A 21,136-nucleotide genomic window follows, 5' to 3' on the forward strand; every position below is an offset into this window, starting at 1 on the left:
ATTGCGCCTGTTTATCAGGCAGGACGAACAAGGTAAACTACAAGCTTCAAACCCTGTTCTTATCAAAACTGATAACAGCTCATATAAGCCGTCAGCTTTTATATACAACCGGTCTCAACGTCGCGCTGCTTCACCGATTGCCTTGAATACCAGTGCCCAGATCAGGCCGAAACAAAATCCGGCCAGCCCCAGCGCCAGTGTTACACTCCACACGCCATACCAGCCCGAGAGTGCATAGCCATTGATTGAAATTACATTGCCGGACAGAAAGCTGAGTGTCGACACACCAAAACCAAGCCCCAGACCGATCAGCGTTGAATATTTCAGCACTGTCAGCGCGGCTTTGCGATAGGGTGATCCGTCTTTAATCAGCGGCAATTGCAATCCTTCTCAAGAGCGAAACCGGCCTGAATTTTATCATCAGGCCGGAAATCATTATCAGGCGTTCAAAACTTTACCATAAGCATCCAGCACGCTTTCCTTCATCATTTCTGACAAGGTAGGATGCGGGAATACGGAATGCATCAGTTCTTCTTCGGTGGTTTCGAGATTCATTGCAATCACGAAGCCCTGAATGAGTTCGGTGACTTCAGCGCCAACCATGTGCGCGCCGAGCAGCTGGCCGGTCTTCTTATCGAAAATGGTCTTAACCAGACCCTGATCTTCGCCCAGCGCAATTGCTTTACCGTTTGCAGCAAACTGGTAGCGGCCAACGCGGATATCAAAGCCCTGTTCTTTGGCCTTGGCTTCGGTCAGACCAACGGACGCAACCTGCGGGTTACAATAGGTGCAGCCCGGAATTTTGCCCTTATCCAGCGCATGAACATTCGGTACACCGGCAATCTTCTCAACGCAGATAACGCCTTCATGCTCGGCTTTGTGTGCCAGCATCGGAGGACCGGCAACGTCGCCGATGGCATAAATGCCTTCGACATTGGTCTTGCCGTAGCCGTCAATCACCACGCAACCGCGATCAGTTTTAACGCCAAGCGCTTCAAGGCCGAGATTCTCGATATTGCCGACAACACCGACAGCCGAGATCATGCGATCAGCCGTGATTTCCTGCACCTTGCCGTCATTGGTTTCAACGCTGGCGGTAACCGAGTTTGCACCTTTGACCACTTTGGTCACTTTGGCTTCGGTGATGATCTTCATGCCCTGCTTTTCAAGCAGTTTACGGGCAAAAGTCGAGATTTCTGCATCTTCAACCGGCATGATGTTTTTCATGACTTCAACAACAGTCACGTCAACGCCCATGGTACGGTAGAAGGAAGCGAATTCGATACCAATAGCACCGGAGCCCATAACCAGCAGGCTCTTTGGCAGTTCTTGCGGAACCATTGCTTCGAAATAGGTCCAGATCAGCTTGCCATCCGGCTCAATACCAGGCAGCGCACGAGGGCGCGCACCGGTTGCCAGAATAATGTGTTTGGCAGTGTAAGTACCCTCACCCAAAACGCCTTTAGGCACCGGATTCTGTGGCAGCATTGGCTGTTTGGTGGTTTTGGAAACTACGATTTCAGCAGGCTTACCGGCGGATGCGCCTTTGGTAACTTTGGCTTCACCCCAGATCACATCGATCTTGTTCTTCTTCATCAGGAAGGCAACGCCGCCATTGAGGCGCGCTGACACACCACGCGAACGGGCAACAACTGCCTTCACATCCGCACTGATTTTACCTTCGAGCATCAGGCCGTAATCCTTGGCATTTTCACCGAAATGCAGAATTTCAGCCGAGCGCAGCAGAGCTTTGGTCGGAATACAGCCCCAGTTAAGGCAGATACCGCCAAGATGCTCACGTTCAACAATCGCGGTTTTAAGTCCGAGCTGAGCGGCACGGATAGCAGTTACATAACCGCCGGGACCGGAACCGACCACGATAACGTCGTAATTGTTGGACACGCTCATTCTCCTTGAATGGTTTCTATGCCGGTTACCGGCGCATCATTCATTATATCTATTGGTTTTCGCGTATCTTGTCCGAAAACCGCTTCACACTTTTCGGGATACGCTCTTATAACTACAAACCCAAGATCAGGCGCACAACAGGCTCAAGCGCCTTGCCGATAGCCCGTGTATTTTCCGCATCCAGATGCACACCATCCAGCGGCGTGGTTTTCGCAATGCCGGATGCATCAAAGAAGCTGCATTCCATTTCATCCGCCAGATCTGACAAGAGCAGCCCCAGCTTGCGCGATTCCGTAATACCTCCGGCAAAGAGCGAGGCAAAAAACGGATCAGCACTCTCAGTGATATGCGGCGGAGCCACAATCAGAATATCTGGTACCGCATAGCCTTCACGATAGGGATGATTGCGGATGATCTGGATCAGTCTGCGCATACCGCAATGGCTGGAAAAAGCATCACCAACGACCTGCGGTTTCATATCATTGCTGCCGAGCAGGATAATCACCAGATCAAGCGGCGCATGGGTGCCAAGCAATGTCGGCAGAATGCGTGAACCGTTGCGGTCTTCCGGTGCGGTATAATCGTCAAAAGCAGTGGTGCGGCCGTTCAGCCCTTCAGCAATCACATGCGCCTGAGCACCAAGGCCTTTCTGCAAAACAGACGGCCAGCGATCCTCATGCGGCAGACGTGCACCATCCGGCGCCTGATAGCCCCATGTCAGTGAATCACCAAAACATAAAACTGATTTCATGTTCGCGCCTTTTGCGGGAAAGCAACGGCGCCCCAGAAATCTGAGGCGCCTGTCTTTTCTTAGACCAGCATGCCGAGCGGGTTTTCAATGTAGTTCTTGAAAACCTTCGCCAGTTCCGCAGCCAGCGCACCATCAACGGCGCGGTGGTCAGTGGAAAGCGTGACGGACATTACGGTTGCTACAGCCAGTTCGCCGTTTTTGACAACTGCGCGCTGTTCACCGGCACCAACTGCAAAGATTGTTGCATGTGGCGGGTTGATGATCGCTGCAAAGTCTTTGACGCCGAACATACCGAGGTTGGACACCGAAGTGGTGCCACCCTGATATTCCGAAGGCTTCAGCTTACGGTCGCGGGCGCGCTTGGCCAGATCTTTCATCTCATTGGAGATGGCAGACAGAGCCTTGGTTTCTGCACCGCGAACGATTGGCGTAATCAGGCCACCCGGAATAGAAACGGCAACGCCGACATCCGCATGTTTGTGCTTGACCATGCCTGCATCAGTCCAGGAAACATTGGCTTCCGGAATATCGCGCAGTGCCAGAGCCGTTGCTTTGATGACCAGATCATTGACCGAAAGCTTGTAAGCAGGCACTTCACCTTTTTCGGTTTTGATCATTGGTGCCGCAGCATTGAGCTGTGAACGCAGCGCCAGCAGAGCATCCAGTTCGCAATCAATCGTCAAATAGAAATGCGGAACAGTCAGCTTGGATTCCATCAGGCGGCGCGCAATGGTTTTGCGCATACCGTCATGTGGTACCAGCTCGTATGAACCTTCCTCAAACATTTTGAGGGTGGCTTCATCCGAAGCGCCGGAAACGGCAATCTGAGGTGCAGCAGCAGAAGCAACCGGCTTGGCAGGAGCTTTAACGCCGGAAGCAATCGCAGCTTCAACATCCTTACGGATGATGCGGCCATGCGGGCCGGTGCCGGAAACAGCAGCCAGTTCCACGCCTGCATCCTTGGCAACGCGACGTGCCAGCGGCGAAGCGAACAGACGCTCGCCTTTAGCAACAGGAGCCGGAGCAGCCGCAGCAGGTGCAGGTGTCGCTGCCGGAGCAGCAGCAACTGGCGCAGGAGCAGTGGCAGCAACCGGTGCAGCGGCTTCAGCTTTTGGCGCTGCGGCAGGTGCATCGCCTGAAGCTGCTTTTGCAGCTTCAGAAACATCTTCACCATCTTCCGCCAGAACAGCGATCAGGGCATTGACCTTCACGCTTTCAGTTCCGGCAGGCACAACCAGCTTGGCTACGATACCTTCATCAACGGCTTCTACTTCCATAGTTGCCTTGTCGGTTTCGATCTCAGCAATAACGTCACCTGCGGAGACTTTATCGCCTTCTTTGACCAGCCATTTTGCCAGATTACCTTCTTCCATTGTCGGAGAAAGAGCCGGCATCGTGATTTTGATAGCCATGTTTAATCTTCCCCTTAACGAGCGTAGGTGACAGCTTTAACAGCCTCAACAACTTCCGCAACCGATGGCAGTGCCAGCTTTTCAAGGTTGGCGGCATATGGCATCGGCACGTCTTTACCGGCGATGGTCATAATCGGCGCATCGAGATAGTCGAAAGCCTGCTGCATCACGCGGGTTGCAATTTCTGTACCCACGGAAGACTGCGGGAAGCCTTCTTCAACAGTAACCAGACGGCCGGTCTTTTTGACCGATTCAATCACAGTCGGCATATCCATCGGACGGATGGTACGCAGATCGATGATTTCAACGTCGATACCCTGCTGAGCCAGCTCTTCAGCTGCCTTGATCGCATAGGTCATGCCGATACCGAAGGACACGATGGTCGCATCTTTACCGACTTTATGAATACGGGCTTTGCCGATTGGCAGCACGAAATCTTCAATGTCCGGCACATCAAATGTGTGACCATACATAACTTCGTTTTCAAGGAAGATGATCGGGTTCGGATCACGGATCGCAGCCTTGAGCAGACCTTTAGCATCAGCAGCCGAATAAGGCATGATGACTTTCAGACCCGGAATATGGCTGTACCATGCCGCATAGCACTGGGAGTGCTGTGCACCAACGCGTGCAGCAGCACCCGAAGGACCACGGAACACCATAGGCGCGCCCATCTGACCACCGGACATATACAATGTCTTGGCAGCAGAGTTGATGATCTGATCGATCGCCTGCATGGCGAAGTTGAAAGTCATGAACTCAACAATCGGGCGCAGACCAGTGTAAGCAGCACCGACACCGATACCTGCAAAACCGTGTTCGGTAATTGGTGTATCAACAACGCGCTTGTCACCGAATTCAGCCAGAAGGCCTTTGGTTACCTTATAGGCACCTTCATATTCAGCAACTTCTTCACCCATGACGAATACGTCAGGGTCACGGCGCATTTCTTCAGCCATTGCGTCACGCAGAGCGTCACGAACAGTGGTAGGCACCATCTTTGTACCAGCCGGAATATCCGGATCATTGGCAACTTCGATTTTAGGTGCAGCAGGTGCCGCAGGTGTTGAAGCACCTGGCTTCTCGCCACCAACAACAGGCGCTTCCGAAGTGACCATGGTCGGCTGTTCAACGGCAGGCGCTGCAGCAGGAGCCGCTGCGCCAATGCTGTCAGCGCTTTCACCGTCAGCCAGCAACACAGCAATCACTGAGTTTACCTTAACGCCTTCAGTCCCTTCAGCAATCAGCAGTTTGCCGATAGTGCCTTCGTCAACAGCTTCCACTTCCATGGTCGCTTTATCGGTTTCAATCTCAGCAATGACATCACCGGAAGCGACTTTATCGCCTTCCTTTTTCAGCCATTTGGAGAGTTTGCCCTCTTCCATTGTCGGGGAGAGCGCTGGCATAAGAATTTCAACAGGCATAGCGCTCGCTCCTTACAGCAGAATATCAGTGTAGAGTTCAGATGCATCCGGCTCCGGATCATTCTGTGCAAAGTCTGCTGAATCAGCAACAATGTCACGAACTTCCTTATCAATCGCCTTCAGGTCATCTTCCGAGAACCAGCCATTATCCATCATGCGGTATTTAACCTGCTCGATCGGATCATGCTCGGAGCGCATTTTCTGCACTTCATCCTTGCTGCGGTATTTCGCAGGATCGGACATCGAGTGACCACGGTAACGATAGGTCTGCATTTCGAGAATGATCGGACCCTTGCCGGAACGTGCCCATTCCAGTGCTTCTTCACTGGCGGCGTTCACAGCGCGCACATCCATACCGTCAACCTGAATACCAGGAATATTGAAGGACAGACCGCGACGGGAGAAATCGGTTTCAGCCGAAGCGCGGGTTACAGCAGTACCCATCGCATAACGGTTGTTTTCGATTACAAATACAACAGGCAGCTTCCACAGCGATGCCATGTTGAAGCTTTCGTAAACCTGACCCTGGTTGGCAGCACCGTCACCGAAATAGGTGATGGAAACGCTGTCATTACCGCGATAGCGGTTTGCAAAAGCCAGACCGGTACCGAGCGACACCTGCGCACCAACAATACCGTGACCGCCGTAGAAATGTTTCTCTTTCGAGAACATATGCATCGAGCCGCCCTTGCCTTTCGACAAGCCGCCGCGACGACCGGTCAGCTCAGCCATCACGCCGCGCGCGCTCATACCGGCTGCGAGCATGTGACCGTGGTCGCGATAGGCAGTGATAACCTGATCGCCTTCCTGCATGGCTTTCTGCATGCCGACAACAACAGCTTCCTGACCAATGTAAAGGTGACAGAAACCGCCGATGAAACCCATACCATAGAGCTGACCGGCTTTTTCTTCGAAGCGACGGATCAGCAGCATCTCACGGTAAGCGTGAAGATCTTCTTCTTTGGTGAACTGGTTAGGCTGGGGTGCCTTGAGAGTGTTAGACAGAGCTGCCTGCGATTTACCCGCAGCAGTTTTTTGTGCCCTAGGTGCCATATTTTGCTCCCTGTTATGGTGGGCGCAGAATAAACCTCATCAGCCAAACTTACAATATGTCTAAACAGCTAATTTTGCACTATTTAAGTTATTGAAAATAATAAGAAAACATCCAATTAACTGCAATTCAGTTAATTGGTCTTTTTGCCGCGATCGACAATAATTGTAACCTCATCCGCATGAGACAGATTCAATGCGCGGCGCGCCTGCTCATCCAGAATATCCTTGTCAATTGAACCGTCACGAAGCTGCAAAACCTGTCGCTCCAGAGACTCTCTCTGCTCGGTCAGATCAGTCAGTTGCTTATTGAGCGAAACGGTTTGCGCCAGCAATTGTTCCTTGGAATAGATACCATAGGCACCATTATAAGCATGAAAACCAAAATAGGACAAAAAAGCCGTAGCCAGAACCGGCACAATCAGGCGGCCTTTAATGCTTTTACGCTTTTGTTTTGTCCACATACTCACACCTCTGGAGCAATACGCATCCGATACGCGGATATCTGCCCGTAAATAAGGACTGGAATTATCAACACACGATAAATTCCACCCGATATTTATTTAAAGCATATTAGCCTTAACAGAGACTTACGGAAGCAGAGAAAAGCTGCACTTAGAGCATAATTTTTTAAATCTGAATCAATTCAAGTTAAAATTATGCTCTCATTTTAAAGTGTTCGAGCGACCTTTGTGCGCCCAATCGGGCACACGGCGCTCGAATACAAAAAAGGCCTGCATTTTCATGCAGGCCTCTCCTTAATTTATCTCAAAGCAGGATCTTACAGGCCTTTAAAAGCCGAACGACCGGCATAACGCGCCTGTGTGCCGAGCTCTTCTTCAATACGGATCAGCTGGTTGTATTTTGCCAACCGGTCTGAACGTGCCAGCGAGCCGGTTTTGATCTGGCCGCAATTGGTGGCAACAGCGAGATCCGCAATGGTGGAATCTTCTGTTTCGCCCGAGCGGTGCGACATCACAGCGGTGTAGCCGTTCTTATGAGCGGTTTCCACGGCATCCATGGTTTCAGACAGCGTGCCAATCTGGTTGACTTTAACCAGAATGGAATTGGCAACGCCCATTTTGATACCATCACGCAGACGTGCGGAATTGGTTACGAACAGATCATCGCCAACGAGCTGGGTTTTCTTGCCTGTCAGATCGGTGAGGGTCTTCCAGCCTGCCCAATCATCTTCCGACATACCGTCTTCAATGCTGATGATCGGATAATCTGTGGCCAGCTTGGCCAGATATTCAGCCTGCTGTTGCGGTGTGCGGGTTACGCCCTCGCCTTCATAGACGTAGTTACCGCCTTTGAAGAATTCAGTTGCAGCGCAATCCAGACCGATTGCAATTTCTTCACCTGGCTTGAAACCGGCTTTCGCAATCGATTCCATAACGAAATCAAGCGCTGCTTCCGCGCTCAGCAGGTTAGGAGCAAAACCGCCCTCGTCACCGACATTGGTGTTGTGACCGGCAGCTTTCAGGCGGGATTTCAGTGTGTGGAACACTTCCGCACCGTAACGCACAGCTTCACGCAAGCTGGATGCGCCGACCGGCAGAATCATGAATTCCTGAAAATCAATCGGATTGTCCGCATGTGCGCCGCCATTGATGATATTCATCATCGGCACCGGCAGGATATGGGCATTGGCACCGCCAACATAGCGATAAAGCGGCTGACCGGAGGCCTGTGCAGCAGCTTTGGCAACCGCGAGGGAAACGCCGAGGATAGCATTGGCGCCAAGGCGGCTTTTGTTTGGCGTACCGTCCAGATCAATCATGGTCTGGTCGATTTCGATCTGATATTCCGCTTCATGACCGGCCAGTGCATCAAAAATCGCACCATTGACGGCTTCAACGGCCTGTTCAACGCCTTTACCCAGATAACGGGTACCGCCATCACGCAGTTCAACTGCTTCGTGAGCGCCGGTTGATGCACCACTTGGTACAGCCGCACGGCCAAAAGAACCGTCTTCCAGTGTCACATCAACTTCAACAGTCGGATTGCCGCGGCTGTCGAGAATTTCACGACCGACAATATCGATGATCGCTGTCATTGGGAGTATCCTTCCATAAAGCATGTCCGGCAAAATGACGAAGCGGTTTTGCGTAAAGACAATGCGTAAAACAAACCGGTAGAGCCAACACCGCGCCGCCCTCATCAGCCGAAACGGTATTACAGAAATTTCGCGCTATTGATAACCAATCAGATTGCCGGACGCAAAGGGCTTCGGCCAATCAGATGTTAATTTCCGGATTTTCAAACGATATTAAAGTGAAGAGTTTGCGACAGCGGCAAAAATCCCGCCCACAAAATAAAAAAGGAGCAAATGAACTGCTCCTTTTTTACATTTACATTGCCGCTACCCGACTCTGTTCCGTTTTCTGGAAAGCCTTAGCCAGACCTTCATCACGCGCATAAACATCGTCATAATAACGGATTTTACCGCTCGCCTCATCCGGCCATGCGGTGAAATAGGTCAGGTAAATCGGCACACCGGACGGCACTTTAATGCCGCGCTCATTTTTGCCGAAATATTTGGTCAGGTTTTCCTCACCGGTACTCATGACCGCAGAAGCCATGGCACGCGGATCGGCCAGACGGATACAGCCATGGCTGATCGCCCGCATATCGCGCTTGAACGCTGCTTTTGACGGCGTGTCATGCAGATAGATATCGTGGCTGTTCGGGAACAGAATCTTCAATTCGCCCAGCGCATTATTCGGCCCCGGTTTCTGTCGCACGCCAACATGTGCTTTACCTTGCGCAACCGCAGACCAGTTGACCGAGGATGAAGCCACGCGCTTGCCACCGGCAATCACCTCATAATTATTGCGGTCAAGATAGCCGGAATCAGCCAGAATGCGCGGCATCATTTCATTCATTACAATAGAGCGCGGCACGCCCCATGACGGGTTAAACACCACGGTGCTGATTGTGTCATAGAAGAAATGCGTCTGGTTGCGCGGTGAACCGATCACCACGTCCATTGCCAGCTGCTCTTTGCCCTGATCGAAATATTGCGCACGATAGGCAGGTTGATTGACGAAGACATAGCGCTGACCGAAATCACGCGGCAGCCAGCGCAGGCGTTCCATCGCATAGAGAATACGCTCACGTTTGACCGAAGATGTTTCACCCTGCAAGCCTGCGATGGTCGCGCGACCAATCACACCATCCGGCGTTTTTCCCATCAGTTTCTGATAATCTTTAACCGCAGCCACCAATTCAGGATCATACAGCGTCCCGTCTTTGTGACGGTCAAACATCTCCTGATAGCTATTCAGATAACCGGCCGGTGCTTTTTGTACGATCAGCGCCAGAATTTTAGGCAGTTCCGCATTGTCCTGACCCGGCTTAATCAGTGTATCCGCGGCAATACGAACAGTGTTTTTTGTTTCCGGCTTCATCGAAGCCAGCTGCGCTTTCAGCTTCTGATAATAGCTGTTTTGCGGGTTGAAAGCGGCCAATGTTTCCGCAGGTTCAGCATCAGCAGCCAGTGCTTTCAGCACCAGTTCCGGTTTGATGCGATTACGCGGCAGATCGTGGAAACCGCTCAGGCGATTGGCAATCACCCGTCCCTCACCGGCATCCAGCGCATAGCGCAATGCCCGTGCGGTCAGATTGATTTCAAATGCTGCCATTTCACGAATGCGCTGATCTTTTTGCGCAGCGTCAAAGGCCAGATCAGGCACTTTCACTGCATATTCTGCAGGAACCAGCCCTTCTTCTTCTGCCCGTTCGAACAGCGCCAGCACATCTTCAGCGCGGGAAGAAACATTCAACCCGTCAGACCATAACAATGCCTGCTCGGTTGCATAGAAGGACACAATTGCCTCTGCAACAGACTGCTCAGCCTTAACATCCGTGGCTTTCATTGCATCCAGAATGGCAGTCACCTGAGCTGTGTCTGTTTGCACTACGGTCTTTTGGGCAACCGGATTAATCAGCCCATCGGCACGCTGCGGCAGAGTACTGATAAAATCCGCGGCTTCAGCATAAAGTTCAGACGGCAGTAAGCCACCCTCATCCTCAGAAATGGCTGCGGTCAGCTGCATATCAACTGCGGTGAAATCCACTTTCACCAGCTTTTCTGGCTTGTAATCGTAAATCTGCGGGCCTTTGACCGCAACAGTCTTAACAGGCGCAGTTGCGGTTTTGGCAGGCTGCGCGGCACCGGCAGGTTTGGCAGTGCGCGCTGCGCCTGCGGCTTGCGGCACCTGCTGAACAGGCTGCTGTATTTGCTGGCGCTGCATTTCACGCGCCTCACGCTTCTCACGGAACAAATCCATCAGATTGCTGGCTGCATTGGCTGACTGCACCGGAGCCAGCACAGAAATACCGGTAACAGCGGTGATAGCCGTTGTAAAAAATGCATTGCGCATGGAAGAACTTACGATCAGGGGAAAGGATTTCAGCGAAAGTGTCATATCTGTCCGTCAGTTCTCGAGCAAAACAAGCTATGCAGGCAGTGGACGGCGAAATGATCCGGCACCGCAATGATTCATTCCCAATAGTGTGTGCCATTGTGATTTAGAAACTTTTAACAATAAATATAATTTTAGCGGTCAAAGCCCCTTCTCCCGTCAAAACTTAGAAAAAGATCAATCTGCCGCAGTGGCAATAGCGGCCACAAGCGTTAAAAGCCCGTCATCTGATAACTTACGTCTGACCGGCTGCCTGCTGAAACCTCAGCGGCAAAACCGGCGAACAAGGTGATATATGGCTGAGCAAGTAAATACCGGAATGTTTCCGCTTGGTGAGGACACAACCCCCTATCGCAAACTGACATCTGATTATGTCTCGGTCGATACATTCAAAGGTCAGGAAATCCTGACTGTTGAACAGGAAGGCCTGCGTCTGCTGGCCGAAGCTGCTTTTGCCGACATCAACCATCTGCTGCGTCCGGGTCATCTGCAGCAGCTCAGCAATATTATGGAAGATCCGGAAGCAACCGATAATGACCGTTTTGTTGCCTATGATCTTCTGAAGAATGCCAATATTGCCGCTGGCGGCGTGCTGCCGATGTGTCAGGATACCGGCACCGCGATCATTATGGGTAAAAAAGGCCGTCGCGTCTGGACTGAAGGCGGCGATGAAAGCGCGCTGGGTTCCGGTGTGATGGATGCCTATTTCAAAAAGAACCTGCGCTATTCCCAGCTGGCACCGCTGGAAATGTTCAAAGAACAGAACACCAAGAACAACCTGCCTGCACAGATCGACATTTATCAGGAAGGCGAAGACGCCTATAAATTCCTGTTTGTTGCCAAAGGCGGCGGCTCAGCCAATAAGACATTCCTGTTTCAGGGCACACCGTCCCTGCTGACCCATGACCGCATGATCGAGTTTCTCAAAGAGAAAATCCTGACACTCGGCACATCAGCCTGCCCACCTTACCATCTGGCTATTGTGATCGGCGGCACCTCGGCAGAACAGAATCTCAAGACTGTTAAACTAGCCTCCACCCGCTATCTCGACAGCCTGCCTACCAAAGGCTCGGAAGACGGACATGCATTCCGCGATCTGGAAATGGAACAGGAAATCCACAAACTCACCCAGTCTCTGGGCGTGGGTGCACAGTTTGGCGGCAAATATTTCTGCCATGATGTTCGCGTTATCCGCCTGCCGCGTCACGGCGCATCGCTGCCGATTGGTCTGGGCGTTTCCTGCTCGGCCGACCGTCAGGCAAAAGGCAAGATCACCAAAGACGGTATCTTCCTTGAGCAGCTGGAAACCAATCCGGCGAAATATATGCCTGATATTGATGAAGCCAAGCTCTCTGACAGCGTGGTGAAAATCGACCTCAACCAGCCGATGGAAGAGATTCTCAAGACCCTATCGCAGCATCCGGTGAAGACCCGCCTGTCGCTGACCGGCTCAATCATCGTGGCACGCGATCTGGCACATGCGAAAATCCGCGAGCGTCTGGAAAACGGCGATAGCATGCCGGATTATTTCAAAAATCATCCGATTTATTATGCAGGCCCTGCCAAGACCCCAACCGGTTACGCTTCAGGCTCTTTCGGCCCGACTACCGCTGGCCGTATGGATTCCTATGTGGATCAGTTCCAGTCTTTCGGCGGTTCCATGGTCATGCTGGCCAAAGGCAACCGTTCCCGTCAGGTACGCGATGCTTGCGGTAAACATGGCGGCTTCTATCTCGGCTCCATCGGCGGCCCCGCTGCACGTCTGGCTCAGGACTGCATCAAGAAAGTTGAAGTGGTCGAATATCCGGAACTCGGCATGGAAGCCATCTGGCGTATTGAAGTTGAAGATTTCCCTGCCTTCATCGTCATTGACGACAAGGGCAATGACTTCTTCAAAGAACTCAATCTTTCATAAAACCAAAAAGAAAGCCGGAGGAAACTCCGGCTTTCTTGCTTTTAGAATTACGCAGTTTCGAACGAAAAACCGGCGTCCACTTTTTCTGAAACTGCTTTAATGAAACTTCGGTTCGCGGCTGAGATTTTTCTCTTTCAGCTCATCCAGATAGTCTTGCCAGCGGGTTTCATATTCCTCACCGAGCTGATGCAGATAAATCCATGTGAACAGGCCGGTATCGTGCATATCATCGAAAGTGATGCGCACCGCATAATTACCGACCGGATCAATCTTCATAATACCAACATTGATCTTACCCGGCACAGTCACGCGCTGCTCGGGCGAATGTCCCTGCACTTCCGCTGACGGCGACAAGACACGCAGCATCTCCGCCGGAAATGAATAATTATGTCCGTTATTGAATGTCACAGACAGGGTTTTGCGGTCTTGGGAAACCCGCAACTCTTCCGGCCAGATATCGCTCATTGAATGATCCACCATATTCACGTCTGCCTTACGTGGTAGTATCAGAAACGCGGACGGGCAAGAGCCTGCGTGACATAATGGTACTGGACAGCACCATATGTTGAACTTATCTCTCTTATATAGAAGCGATGACTGAAGAAGCCGATATACAGGTAATATGGACGTAACAGCACTGAATGCCCAAAAAACAACGCCGGTAGCACCTATGATTGACCCGTTCGGACGGGCAATTACCTATTTGCGCGTTTCTGTAACTGACCGCTGTGATTTCCGTTGCACCTATTGCATGGCCGAACATATGACCTTTCTGCCGAAGAAAGATCTGTTATCGCTGGAAGAACTCGACCGCCTTTGTTCAACTTTTATTGATAAGGGTGTGCGCAAAATCCGCCTCACCGGTGGTGAGCCGCTGGTGCGTAAAAATATCATGCACCTCATCGGCAGTCTGTCGCGCCATATTGAAGCCGGTGCGCTTGATGAACTGACACTGACCACCAATGGTTCGCAGCTCTCCCGCTACGCAGAGGAACTGGCAGCCTGCGGTATCAAACGCATCAATGTCTCGCTCGACACGCTGGATGCGGAAAAGTTCAAGACAATTACCCGCTGGGGTGATCTGGCACAGATTCTGCGTGGTATTGATGCCGCGCAAAAAGCAGGCATTCATATCAAGCTCAATGCCGTGGCTCTCAAAGGTTTTAACGATCATGAGGTTCCGGACATGCTGCGCTGGGCGCATGGCCGCGGCATGGATATGACACTGATTGAAACCATGCCGATGGGCGAGATTGATCTCGACCGCACAGATCAGTATCTGCCGCTCTCCATGCTGCGTGCTACGCTTGCACGACAGTTCACCATGACTGATATTCCCTACCAGACAGGTGGGCCAGCCCGTTATGTGCAGATTGCGGAAACCGGCGGCCGCCTCGGCTTCATCACGCCGATGACTCATAATTTCTGCGAAAGTTGCAACCGCGTGCGGATCACCTGCACCGGCACACTTTATATGTGCCTTGGTCAGGAAGATGCGGCCGACCTGCGTGAACCACTGCGGGCAAGTGCTGATAATGCGCTGCTGTCGGAAGCAATCGACAATGCAATTTTGCGCAAGCCAAAAGGCCATGACTTCATCATCGACCGGCGGCATAACCGCCCTGCAGTCTCGCGCCATATGAGTGTCACCGGCGGCTAAAGCGTATCAGCGTTAAGTGCACTCATTTAACGCCCGCGACCATGCGATGTGCACATGGCCTAATCCGGATCATAAACCGGCATTATCTTGATTTTTATATCATTATTTTGCTGTGCATGACGCAAACGGGTGACCATGTCGCATAAATACTTGTTATAAGTCCGGCATAAAAGCATTTCCGGCAAAAGTGCGTGAGCCTTTTGCGCAGGACGATGCTCTAAATGAAAAGCTCTTCAGCTTTTCCTGCAGGAATATGACCGTGGCACTTTCAGCTAATATCCGCTCCAGTCTTTATATGATGCTCGGCATGGGTGTTTTCGCCATCGGCGATGCTCTGACCAAATATTCCACGCAGACGCTCAATCTCGGGCAATTCATGTTTATGCGCGGATTATTATGCATTCTCCTGCTGGCCTTTATTGCCGCGCGACAGGGCGTGCTCAGCCGCTGGCGCGATGCATTGGACAAAGTCACCATCCTGCGCGGCTTTGGTGAAGTCGGCGCGACGACCTTTTATCTGGTGGGGCTCACACATCTGTCCCTCGCATTTGTCTCATCCGTTTATCAGGCAGTGCCGCTGGCGGTAACGCTGGGCGCAGTGCTGTTTCTCGGTGAAAAAGTCGGCTGGCGGCGCTGGTTGTCAATTGGCATCGGCTTTATCGGCGTGCTGATTATCATCCGCCCTGGCGGTGATGCCTCCGGTAATGGTATGAATGCCTATGCCCTGCTGCTGCTTGTTGGTGTTTGCTTTACAGCCATGCGCGATCTCTCTACCCGTCGTATCAATATGCAAATCCCCACCATTCTGATTTCTGCCATGACTTCGATTATGATTACCATTACCGGTTTCATTATCATGCAGACGGATACCGGCTGGGTGCAGCCGACGACGACAGATATTATCCATGTCAGCATTGCTGCTGTGCTGCTCATCATCGGCTATCACTGCATTATCCTTGCCACCCGTGCCGGTGACATGTCCTTTGCGTCGCCGTTTCGTTACACCAGTCTGCTTTGGGCAATCGCGCTGAGCTATATTGTATTCAATCAGATACCGGATCAGAATACGCTGATCGGCTCTGCAATCGTGGTCGCCAGCGGTTGCTATATGCTTTATCGTGAAGCGATTACGGGCTATCGGATGCGTAGGGAGTTGCGGCGGCAAAATGCCGGAAGCAGTATTTCTCCCTGAAATCCGGCTTTTCAATCAAAGGTGCGTCAGTCATGTCTGTCCCGATCATATCTACCGGCAAACAAGTGCTGACAGGTAAAAATGTTTTGGGGCTCATTCTGGCAGGCGGCAGCAGCCAGCGTCTCGGCGGCGGCGACAAATCCCTGCGCCCGCTCGGAGATCATACTATTCTTCATCAGGTATGCGCGCGCCTGAAGCCGCAAACCGATCAGATCATTCTCAGCGCCAATAGCGATCCTGCCTTTTTCGCAAGTTTCGGCTATCCGGTCATCAATGACGGGAAATGGCTTAACAGCGGCCCGCTGGCCGGTATTCTCGCCGGTTGTCATTATGCAACCCAGCTTGGTTGCAGCCATGTGATGAGCGTGGCTGCGGATACACCGTTCTTCCCGCCCGATCTGTTGCACCGCTTTGCGCAGGTTCTGGCGGACGCAGCTTCCCCCATGGAAGACACGATTATATTCGCCCGTTCGGATTTTGGTGCGCATCCGACCTTTGCACTGTGGCCTGCCAATATTGCTGCCTCATTGGAAAACTGGCTCTCAGAAACCAAAAGACGCAGCATTCGCGTTTTCGCGAATAATCACACTGTTGCCTATGCAGATTTCAGCGAAACTGATAAAATCAGCGGTCTTGATCCGTTTTTTAACATAAACACACAAACGGAACTGGCGCTGGCCAGATCAGCCTGGCAATTGCAGGATATGAGCGGCTGGCAGGAGCGTGAATCATGACTCAGAAAATCTTCGGCATCACCGGATGGAAAAACTCCGGCAAAACCACACTTGCTGAATGTGTGGTGCGCGAACTGACCAAACGCGGCTATAAAATCTCAACAATCAAACATGCCCATCACAGTTTTGACATTGATACAGTGGGAACGGATTCCTATCGCCACCGTCAAGCCGGAGCGGCTGAGGTTGCCATTGTCTCTTTCAATCGCTGGGCATTGATGCATGAATTGCGCGATGCTCAGGAGCCTGCGCTTGAGGAAATTGTCAGCCGTATGGCACCCTGCGACCTGATACTGGTTGAGGGTTACAAGAACGATAAACATCCAAAAATTGAAGTGCGGCGCAAAGACAGTCCGACTCAAATCCCCCTCAATGCAGAGCAATATTCGATCGTGGCCATCGCCACTGATGAGGGTTTGAGAGATCAGAGCGTACCGGTTCTGGACCTGAATAATATTGCAGCCGTCAGCGATTTTGTCGAAAACTACTGCGGATTGAAAAACTGAAACCGGAAAACAAGGTTTGAGAACCGGTGAAAATGATGAAATCAAAATATTAATTTATCCAAACAATATACTGATTTAAAATCATAAATTAAAAAAATTAATTCTAACTCACCTATGAACTGCTGAGCAGTAATTTTCACATTTGCTCACATTGTTTTAAAACGCTTTTTTACCCTTGCCTTTCTCGCAAAAATGGTGGGAATATCCAGCGAACAATTATTACGTCAGAATCCGGTAAAAAATAAACCGATTAGAATAAACCGGCTTTGTAGTTCTGACATTATGATTGCAACTTTTGGATGGGTTAAACGGGTGAAAAGTACATGAAAAATTACAAGAAAATTATCGGAACCGCGCTGTCTGCCATGGTCATGACCGGTGCAGTTTCCCTGACTGCCACAGCAGTACAGGCACAGGAACCTTTGAAGCTGACAATTGCAACTGAAGGTGCCTATCCTCCGTTTAACTTCATCAGCGCTTCCGGCGAGCTGTCCGGTTTTGACGTGGATATCGGCCGCGCGCTCTGCGAAGAAATGAAGGCTGAATGCAAATTCATCACCATTGAATGGGATGGCGCTATTCCGAGCCTGCAGGCCGGTAAATTTGATGCTTTCATCGCTTCCATGTCCATCACAGATGAGCGTAAGAAGCAGGTTGATTTCAGCAACAAATATTATAACACCCCTCCGGGTCTTGCTGCTCCGAAAGATACCGACATCAAAGGCACAACCAAAGAAGATCTGGCCGGTAAAACCATCGGCGTGCAGATCTCCACAACCCATGCCAATTACGCAGAAAAAACCTTCACGGACAGCACCATCAAAGCCTATCCGACTGCGGAAGAATATCGTCTTGATCTGGCCAATGGCCGTCTTGATGCCGCAAGTGATGACAGCGTGACCCTGTCCCAGTGGCTGAAAACCGAAGACGGTGCTTGCTGTAAGATGGTTGGCACATGGGCTCCGGTTCTGGAAATTCATGGTCCGGGCGCTGGCGTAGCCTTCAAAAAAGGCAATCCTGAGCTGATCGCCAAATTCAACGATGCGATTAAAGCTATTCGTGCGAATGGCAAATATAAAGAAATCAACGATAAATACTTTGAATTCGACGCTTATGGCGCGGAAACAGACTAATATCGGCGGGTTTACCGGCTGAAACTCTCTTAAAGCTGCATCCTTGTGATGCAGCTTTTTTTATGTTTACTGCCATTGATCCCGATTTAATGCAAAAACCACATCAACCTATGCATAATCATCTGAAAGCCGTCACCTGCATGTCGTAAATGCGAGTGTTTTGCGTGCGAGTGACTGATAGAGAAGAAAGAAATTTTTGAAATCCACAATATTAAATTATCACCATAATATGTTGATTTTTAATATTTTATATCAAGAATACCGTCTGATTACCTGCAACTAAGAGTGATTTAAACCATGTCCAGTGCTTTATTTTTCCGTGTGCAGGCAAAACATGATTTTTGATACTTGCCTTTAACGCCGGAATGATGGGAATATCGCCGTTAACAAATTTTTCTTCGCAAAGAAAATGCGCTAAAAAAACGCCAGCGAAGAGAAGAAAAAAACAACAATGCTTCTTACAATGGGACTTATGGGGGTATCAGAAGAATGAATAAAATTACGGGAGCAAACCGTCGTTTCAGCAAAGCTCTGCGCGGGCTGGCAACTGCCGGTGTGGTGACAATCACTGCCGTTGCAGCACTGACCGCATCCGCGCATGCTCAGGAGCAGCTTACACTGAAAGTCGGTTCGGAAGGCGCCTATCCTCCCTACAATTTCGTCAAGGCTGACGGCACGGTTGCAGGCTTTGAAATCGACATCGCCAACGCGCTATGCGAAGAATTAAAAGCCAAATGTCAAATCATTGTGCAGGACTGGGATGGTATGATCCCCGCCCTTCAGTCCGGCAAGCTTGATGTTGTGATCTCCTCCATGTCGATCACTCCGGCCCGTAAAGAACAGGTCGATTTCAGCAATAAATATTACAATCCTGCTGCGGCAATCGCCGTGCCAAAAGATTCTGATATCAAAGGCACAGCAAAAGAAGACCTCGCAGGCAAAACAGTCGGCGTACAGTCCTCAACTGTTCATGCTGTGTTTTCTGAACAAACCTATTCCGACAGCACCATCAACAATTACGGCAGCTCGGATGAAGCGCGTATGGACATGGTTGCCGGTCGTGTTGATGCTGTGAACGACAATATCGTATCGCTGATTGACTGGCTCAAGACACCGGAAGGTACCTGCTGCAAACTGGTCGGTCCAGTGAAGGCGAATCTTGAAATTCACGGTCCGGGTGTTGGCGTTGCCATCAAAAAAGGTCGTGAAGAACTGGTTGAGAAATTCAACACAGCTATTCTCGCCATCCGTGACAACGGTAAATACAAAGAAATCAACGACAAATATTTTGATTTCGATATTTACGGCGAATAATTCCGAAGAAACCGGTCAGATCCGTCTGGCCGGTATTTTAATAAACTGATCTTGACGGGTGACAAACCGGATTTGCCACCCGTCCTCACAGGGATAGACTAAATGGAAAAATATGCTGTGTTAATTGGCTTTGGTCCGGACGGATGGGGGCTGAGCATAGCATGGGGGCTGTTGACGACCGTTTTGCTGGCGCTTGCCACTTTGCCAATCGGTTTGTTACTCGGTTTCCTTGTGGCTTTAGGAAAGCAATCGGCTGAGCCATCGCTGCGCCTTGCTTCCAATATTTATACAACGATATTCCGCGGACTGCCTGAGCTGCTCACACTGTTTCTGGTGTATTTCGGCGGCTCTCTTGCAGTTCAGAAGGTTTTTGCGCTGATCGGCTTTCAGGGTTCGGTAGAGGTCAATGCCTTTGCCGCTGGTATGATTGCTCTGGGCTTTGTTTTCTCTTCCTATTCCAGTGAAGTGTTCCTGTCCGCGTTTCGCGCCATACCGAAAGGCCAGTATGAAGGCGCTTTCGCCATCGGCCTCACCAATTTTCAGACCATGCGCAAGATTATCTTCCCGCAGCTGATTAAGATTGCTCTGCCGGGTCTCGCCAATCTCTGGATGGTTCTGCTCAAAGATACATCGCTGGTATCGGTTATCAGCCTGACAGATATTCTGCGTCAGACTTCGGTTGCTGCGCGCGTCACCAAAGAACCGTTCCTGTTCTACGGCGTGGCCTGCCTGATCTATCTGGCACTTGCAATTATCTCTTCTTACTTTATCGCCCGCATTGAAAAATGGGCTGAAGGCAGCCGCAAACAGCCGGCAGCAAGTGTGGTGCGTCAATGACAACAATAAGCAATATGCAAACTGATCGCGTTTTCCGCCCAGCTGAGCCGCCCCGTCCGTGGACAGGTGCACGCATTACCGGCCATATACTGGTTGCTATCTGGCTTGCGCTGTTCGCCGGTCTTGCAATCTATCTGTATAATTCATGGCAGATTGATCTGGTTGAAACCTATGCGCCGCGTTACTGGAACGGTCTGAAAACGACCCTTATTCTGGTTGCGCTGTCGATTGTGCTTGGCGCTTTGCTGTCACTGCCGGTTGCGCTTGCCCGCATGTCGGACAACCGTATTCTGGGCGGCATTGCCTATGCCTATGTGTATTTCTTCCGTGGTACACCATTGTTGGCGCAGATCTTCCTGATCTATTACGGTCTGGGAACCTTCCGCCCGTTTTTGGAAACCATCGGGCTCTGGGGCTTTTTCCGCGAAGCATGGTATTGCGCAGTTCTGGCATTTACGCTGAATACAGCCGCCTATCAGGCTGAAATTCTGCGTGGCGCAATCCTCAGCGTGCCAAAAGGCCAGTGGGAAGGTGCGCATGCGCTCGGCCTGTCTAAATTCCAGACATTCCGTAAAATCATCCTGCCTCAGGCATTGATTGTTGCTCTGCGTCCTTACGGCAATGAAATCATTCTGATGATTAAAGGCTCCGCCATTGTTGCAATCATCACGGTTTATGACCTGATGGGCGAAACCCGCCGCGCCTATTCCCGTACATTTGATTTCCAGACCTATCTGTGGGCGGCAATCATTTATCTGGCGATTGTGGAAGTGCTGCGCAATATCATTGAATGGATTGAGCGCCGGATCACTGTTCACCTTATCCGATAGAGCGTGTCGCGTTTAATCATAGCCACTACGCTCGCTCTAT

The 21,136-nt window shown here is 50.9% G+C and carries 19 protein-coding genes; 9 read left to right on the forward strand and 10 right to left on the reverse strand.

The genetic code is table 11. The features are described from left to right. Positions 1 to 114: 114 nt before the first annotated feature. The 9 genes from BKD14_RS09235 to BKD14_RS09275 all read right to left on the reverse strand — a co-directional run bounded on the left by BKD14_RS09235 (position 115) and on the right by BKD14_RS09275 (position 10,978). Positions 115 to 312 carry a hypothetical protein gene (locus BKD14_RS09235; RefSeq protein WP_028233977.1) on the reverse strand — a complete coding sequence of 66 codons (198 nt, stop codon included), beginning with the start codon at positions 310 to 312 and terminating at the stop codon, positions 115 to 117. A gap of 126 nt (positions 313 to 438) precedes the next feature. Further along, a complete protein-coding gene (lpdA, locus tag BKD14_RS09240; protein WP_075655821.1) occupies positions 439 to 1,902 on the reverse strand; it encodes a dihydrolipoyl dehydrogenase in 1,464 nt (487 codons plus the stop codon). A gap of 118 nt (positions 1,903 to 2,020) precedes the next feature. Continuing rightward, on the reverse strand, positions 2,021 to 2,659 hold the full coding sequence (locus BKD14_RS09245) for an SGNH/GDSL hydrolase family protein (RefSeq protein ID WP_075655397.1): 639 nt from the start codon (positions 2,657 to 2,659) through the stop codon (positions 2,021 to 2,023). A 59-nt stretch (positions 2,660 to 2,718) separates the two neighbouring features. After that, positions 2,719 to 4,071 carry a pyruvate dehydrogenase complex dihydrolipoamide acetyltransferase gene (locus BKD14_RS09250; protein ID WP_075655399.1) on the reverse strand — a complete coding sequence of 451 codons (1,353 nt, stop codon included), beginning with the start codon at positions 4,069 to 4,071 and terminating at the stop codon, positions 2,719 to 2,721. 14 nt (positions 4,072 to 4,085) lie between these two features. Next, entirely contained in the window at positions 4,086 to 5,495 is a 1,410-nt protein-coding gene (locus tag BKD14_RS09255) for a pyruvate dehydrogenase complex E1 component subunit beta (protein WP_075655402.1), read from the reverse strand. A gap of 12 nt (positions 5,496 to 5,507) precedes the next feature. Further along, positions 5,508 to 6,548, reverse strand: a complete 1,041-nt coding sequence (gene pdhA, locus BKD14_RS09260) for a pyruvate dehydrogenase (acetyl-transferring) E1 component subunit alpha (protein WP_022712371.1) — start codon at positions 6,546 to 6,548, stop codon at positions 5,508 to 5,510. 131 nt (positions 6,549 to 6,679) lie between these two features. Next, complete coding sequence (locus BKD14_RS09265; RefSeq protein WP_022712372.1) at positions 6,680 to 7,009, reverse strand: septum formation initiator family protein; 330 nt, start codon at positions 7,007 to 7,009, stop codon at positions 6,680 to 6,682. A 317-nt stretch (positions 7,010 to 7,326) separates the two neighbouring features. Next, positions 7,327 to 8,604, reverse strand: coding sequence for a phosphopyruvate hydratase (gene eno, locus BKD14_RS09270; protein WP_075655404.1), 1,278 nt, complete (start codon positions 8,602 to 8,604; stop codon positions 7,327 to 7,329). Positions 8,605 to 8,899: 295 nt separating this feature from the next. Beyond that, a complete protein-coding gene (locus BKD14_RS09275; protein ID WP_245293607.1) occupies positions 8,900 to 10,978 on the reverse strand; it encodes a L,D-transpeptidase family protein in 2,079 nt (692 codons plus the stop codon). Between the two features lie 292 nt (positions 10,979 to 11,270). On the opposite strand from BKD14_RS09275, the gene BKD14_RS09280 reads away from it, so the two are divergent. Then, positions 11,271 to 12,890, forward strand: a complete 1,620-nt coding sequence (locus tag BKD14_RS09280) for a fumarate hydratase (RefSeq protein WP_075655406.1) — start codon at positions 11,271 to 11,273, stop codon at positions 12,888 to 12,890. 96 nt (positions 12,891 to 12,986) lie between these two features. On the opposite strand, the gene BKD14_RS09285 is transcribed toward BKD14_RS09280, so the two are convergent. Beyond that, positions 12,987 to 13,355, reverse strand: a complete 369-nt coding sequence (locus BKD14_RS09285) for a DUF971 domain-containing protein (protein ID WP_075655825.1) — start codon at positions 13,353 to 13,355, stop codon at positions 12,987 to 12,989. Between the two features lie 157 nt (positions 13,356 to 13,512). On the opposite strand from BKD14_RS09285, the gene moaA reads away from it, so the two are divergent. The 8 genes from moaA to BKD14_RS09325 all read left to right on the forward strand — a co-directional run bounded on the left by moaA (position 13,513) and on the right by BKD14_RS09325 (position 21,096). Beyond that, a complete protein-coding gene (gene moaA / locus BKD14_RS09290; protein ID WP_075655408.1) occupies positions 13,513 to 14,550 on the forward strand; it encodes a GTP 3',8-cyclase MoaA in 1,038 nt (345 codons plus the stop codon). A 259-nt stretch (positions 14,551 to 14,809) separates the two neighbouring features. Next, positions 14,810 to 15,742, forward strand: a complete 933-nt coding sequence (locus BKD14_RS09295) for a DMT family transporter (protein ID WP_033316248.1) — start codon at positions 14,810 to 14,812, stop codon at positions 15,740 to 15,742. Between the two features lie 32 nt (positions 15,743 to 15,774). Continuing rightward, complete coding sequence (gene mobA / locus BKD14_RS09300) at positions 15,775 to 16,476, forward strand: molybdenum cofactor guanylyltransferase MobA (protein ID WP_075655410.1); 702 nt, start codon at positions 15,775 to 15,777, stop codon at positions 16,474 to 16,476. Beyond that, positions 16,473 to 16,982: a molybdopterin-guanine dinucleotide biosynthesis protein B gene (mobB, locus tag BKD14_RS09305; protein WP_022712380.1), complete on the forward strand. Its 510-nt coding sequence runs from the start codon at positions 16,473 to 16,475 to the stop codon at positions 16,980 to 16,982. The genes mobA and mobB overlap by 4 nt, the downstream gene beginning before the upstream one ends. Before the next feature lie 365 nt (positions 16,983 to 17,347). Next, positions 17,348 to 18,115, forward strand: a complete 768-nt coding sequence (locus BKD14_RS09310; RefSeq protein WP_225688414.1) for an ABC transporter substrate-binding protein — start codon at positions 17,348 to 17,350, stop codon at positions 18,113 to 18,115. Between the two features lie 489 nt (positions 18,116 to 18,604). Then, the gene (locus tag BKD14_RS09315) at positions 18,605 to 19,429 is read left to right on the forward strand and encodes a transporter substrate-binding domain-containing protein (RefSeq protein WP_083646954.1); all 825 of its coding nucleotides are present in this window, start codon (positions 18,605 to 18,607) and stop codon (positions 19,427 to 19,429) included. Between the two features lie 102 nt (positions 19,430 to 19,531). Next, positions 19,532 to 20,266, forward strand: a complete 735-nt coding sequence (locus BKD14_RS09320) for an ABC transporter permease (protein WP_022712383.1) — start codon at positions 19,532 to 19,534, stop codon at positions 20,264 to 20,266. Beyond that, a complete protein-coding gene (locus BKD14_RS09325; protein WP_075655412.1) occupies positions 20,263 to 21,096 on the forward strand; it encodes an ABC transporter permease in 834 nt (277 codons plus the stop codon). Before BKD14_RS09320 ends, BKD14_RS09325 begins: the two co-directional genes overlap by 4 nt. Positions 21,097 to 21,136 lie beyond the last annotated feature (40 nt).

It is taken from the genome of Pseudochrobactrum sp. B5 (assembly GCF_001939785.1).
GTDB classification, from domain to species: Bacteria; Pseudomonadota; Alphaproteobacteria; order Rhizobiales; family Rhizobiaceae; genus Pseudochrobactrum; species Pseudochrobactrum saccharolyticum.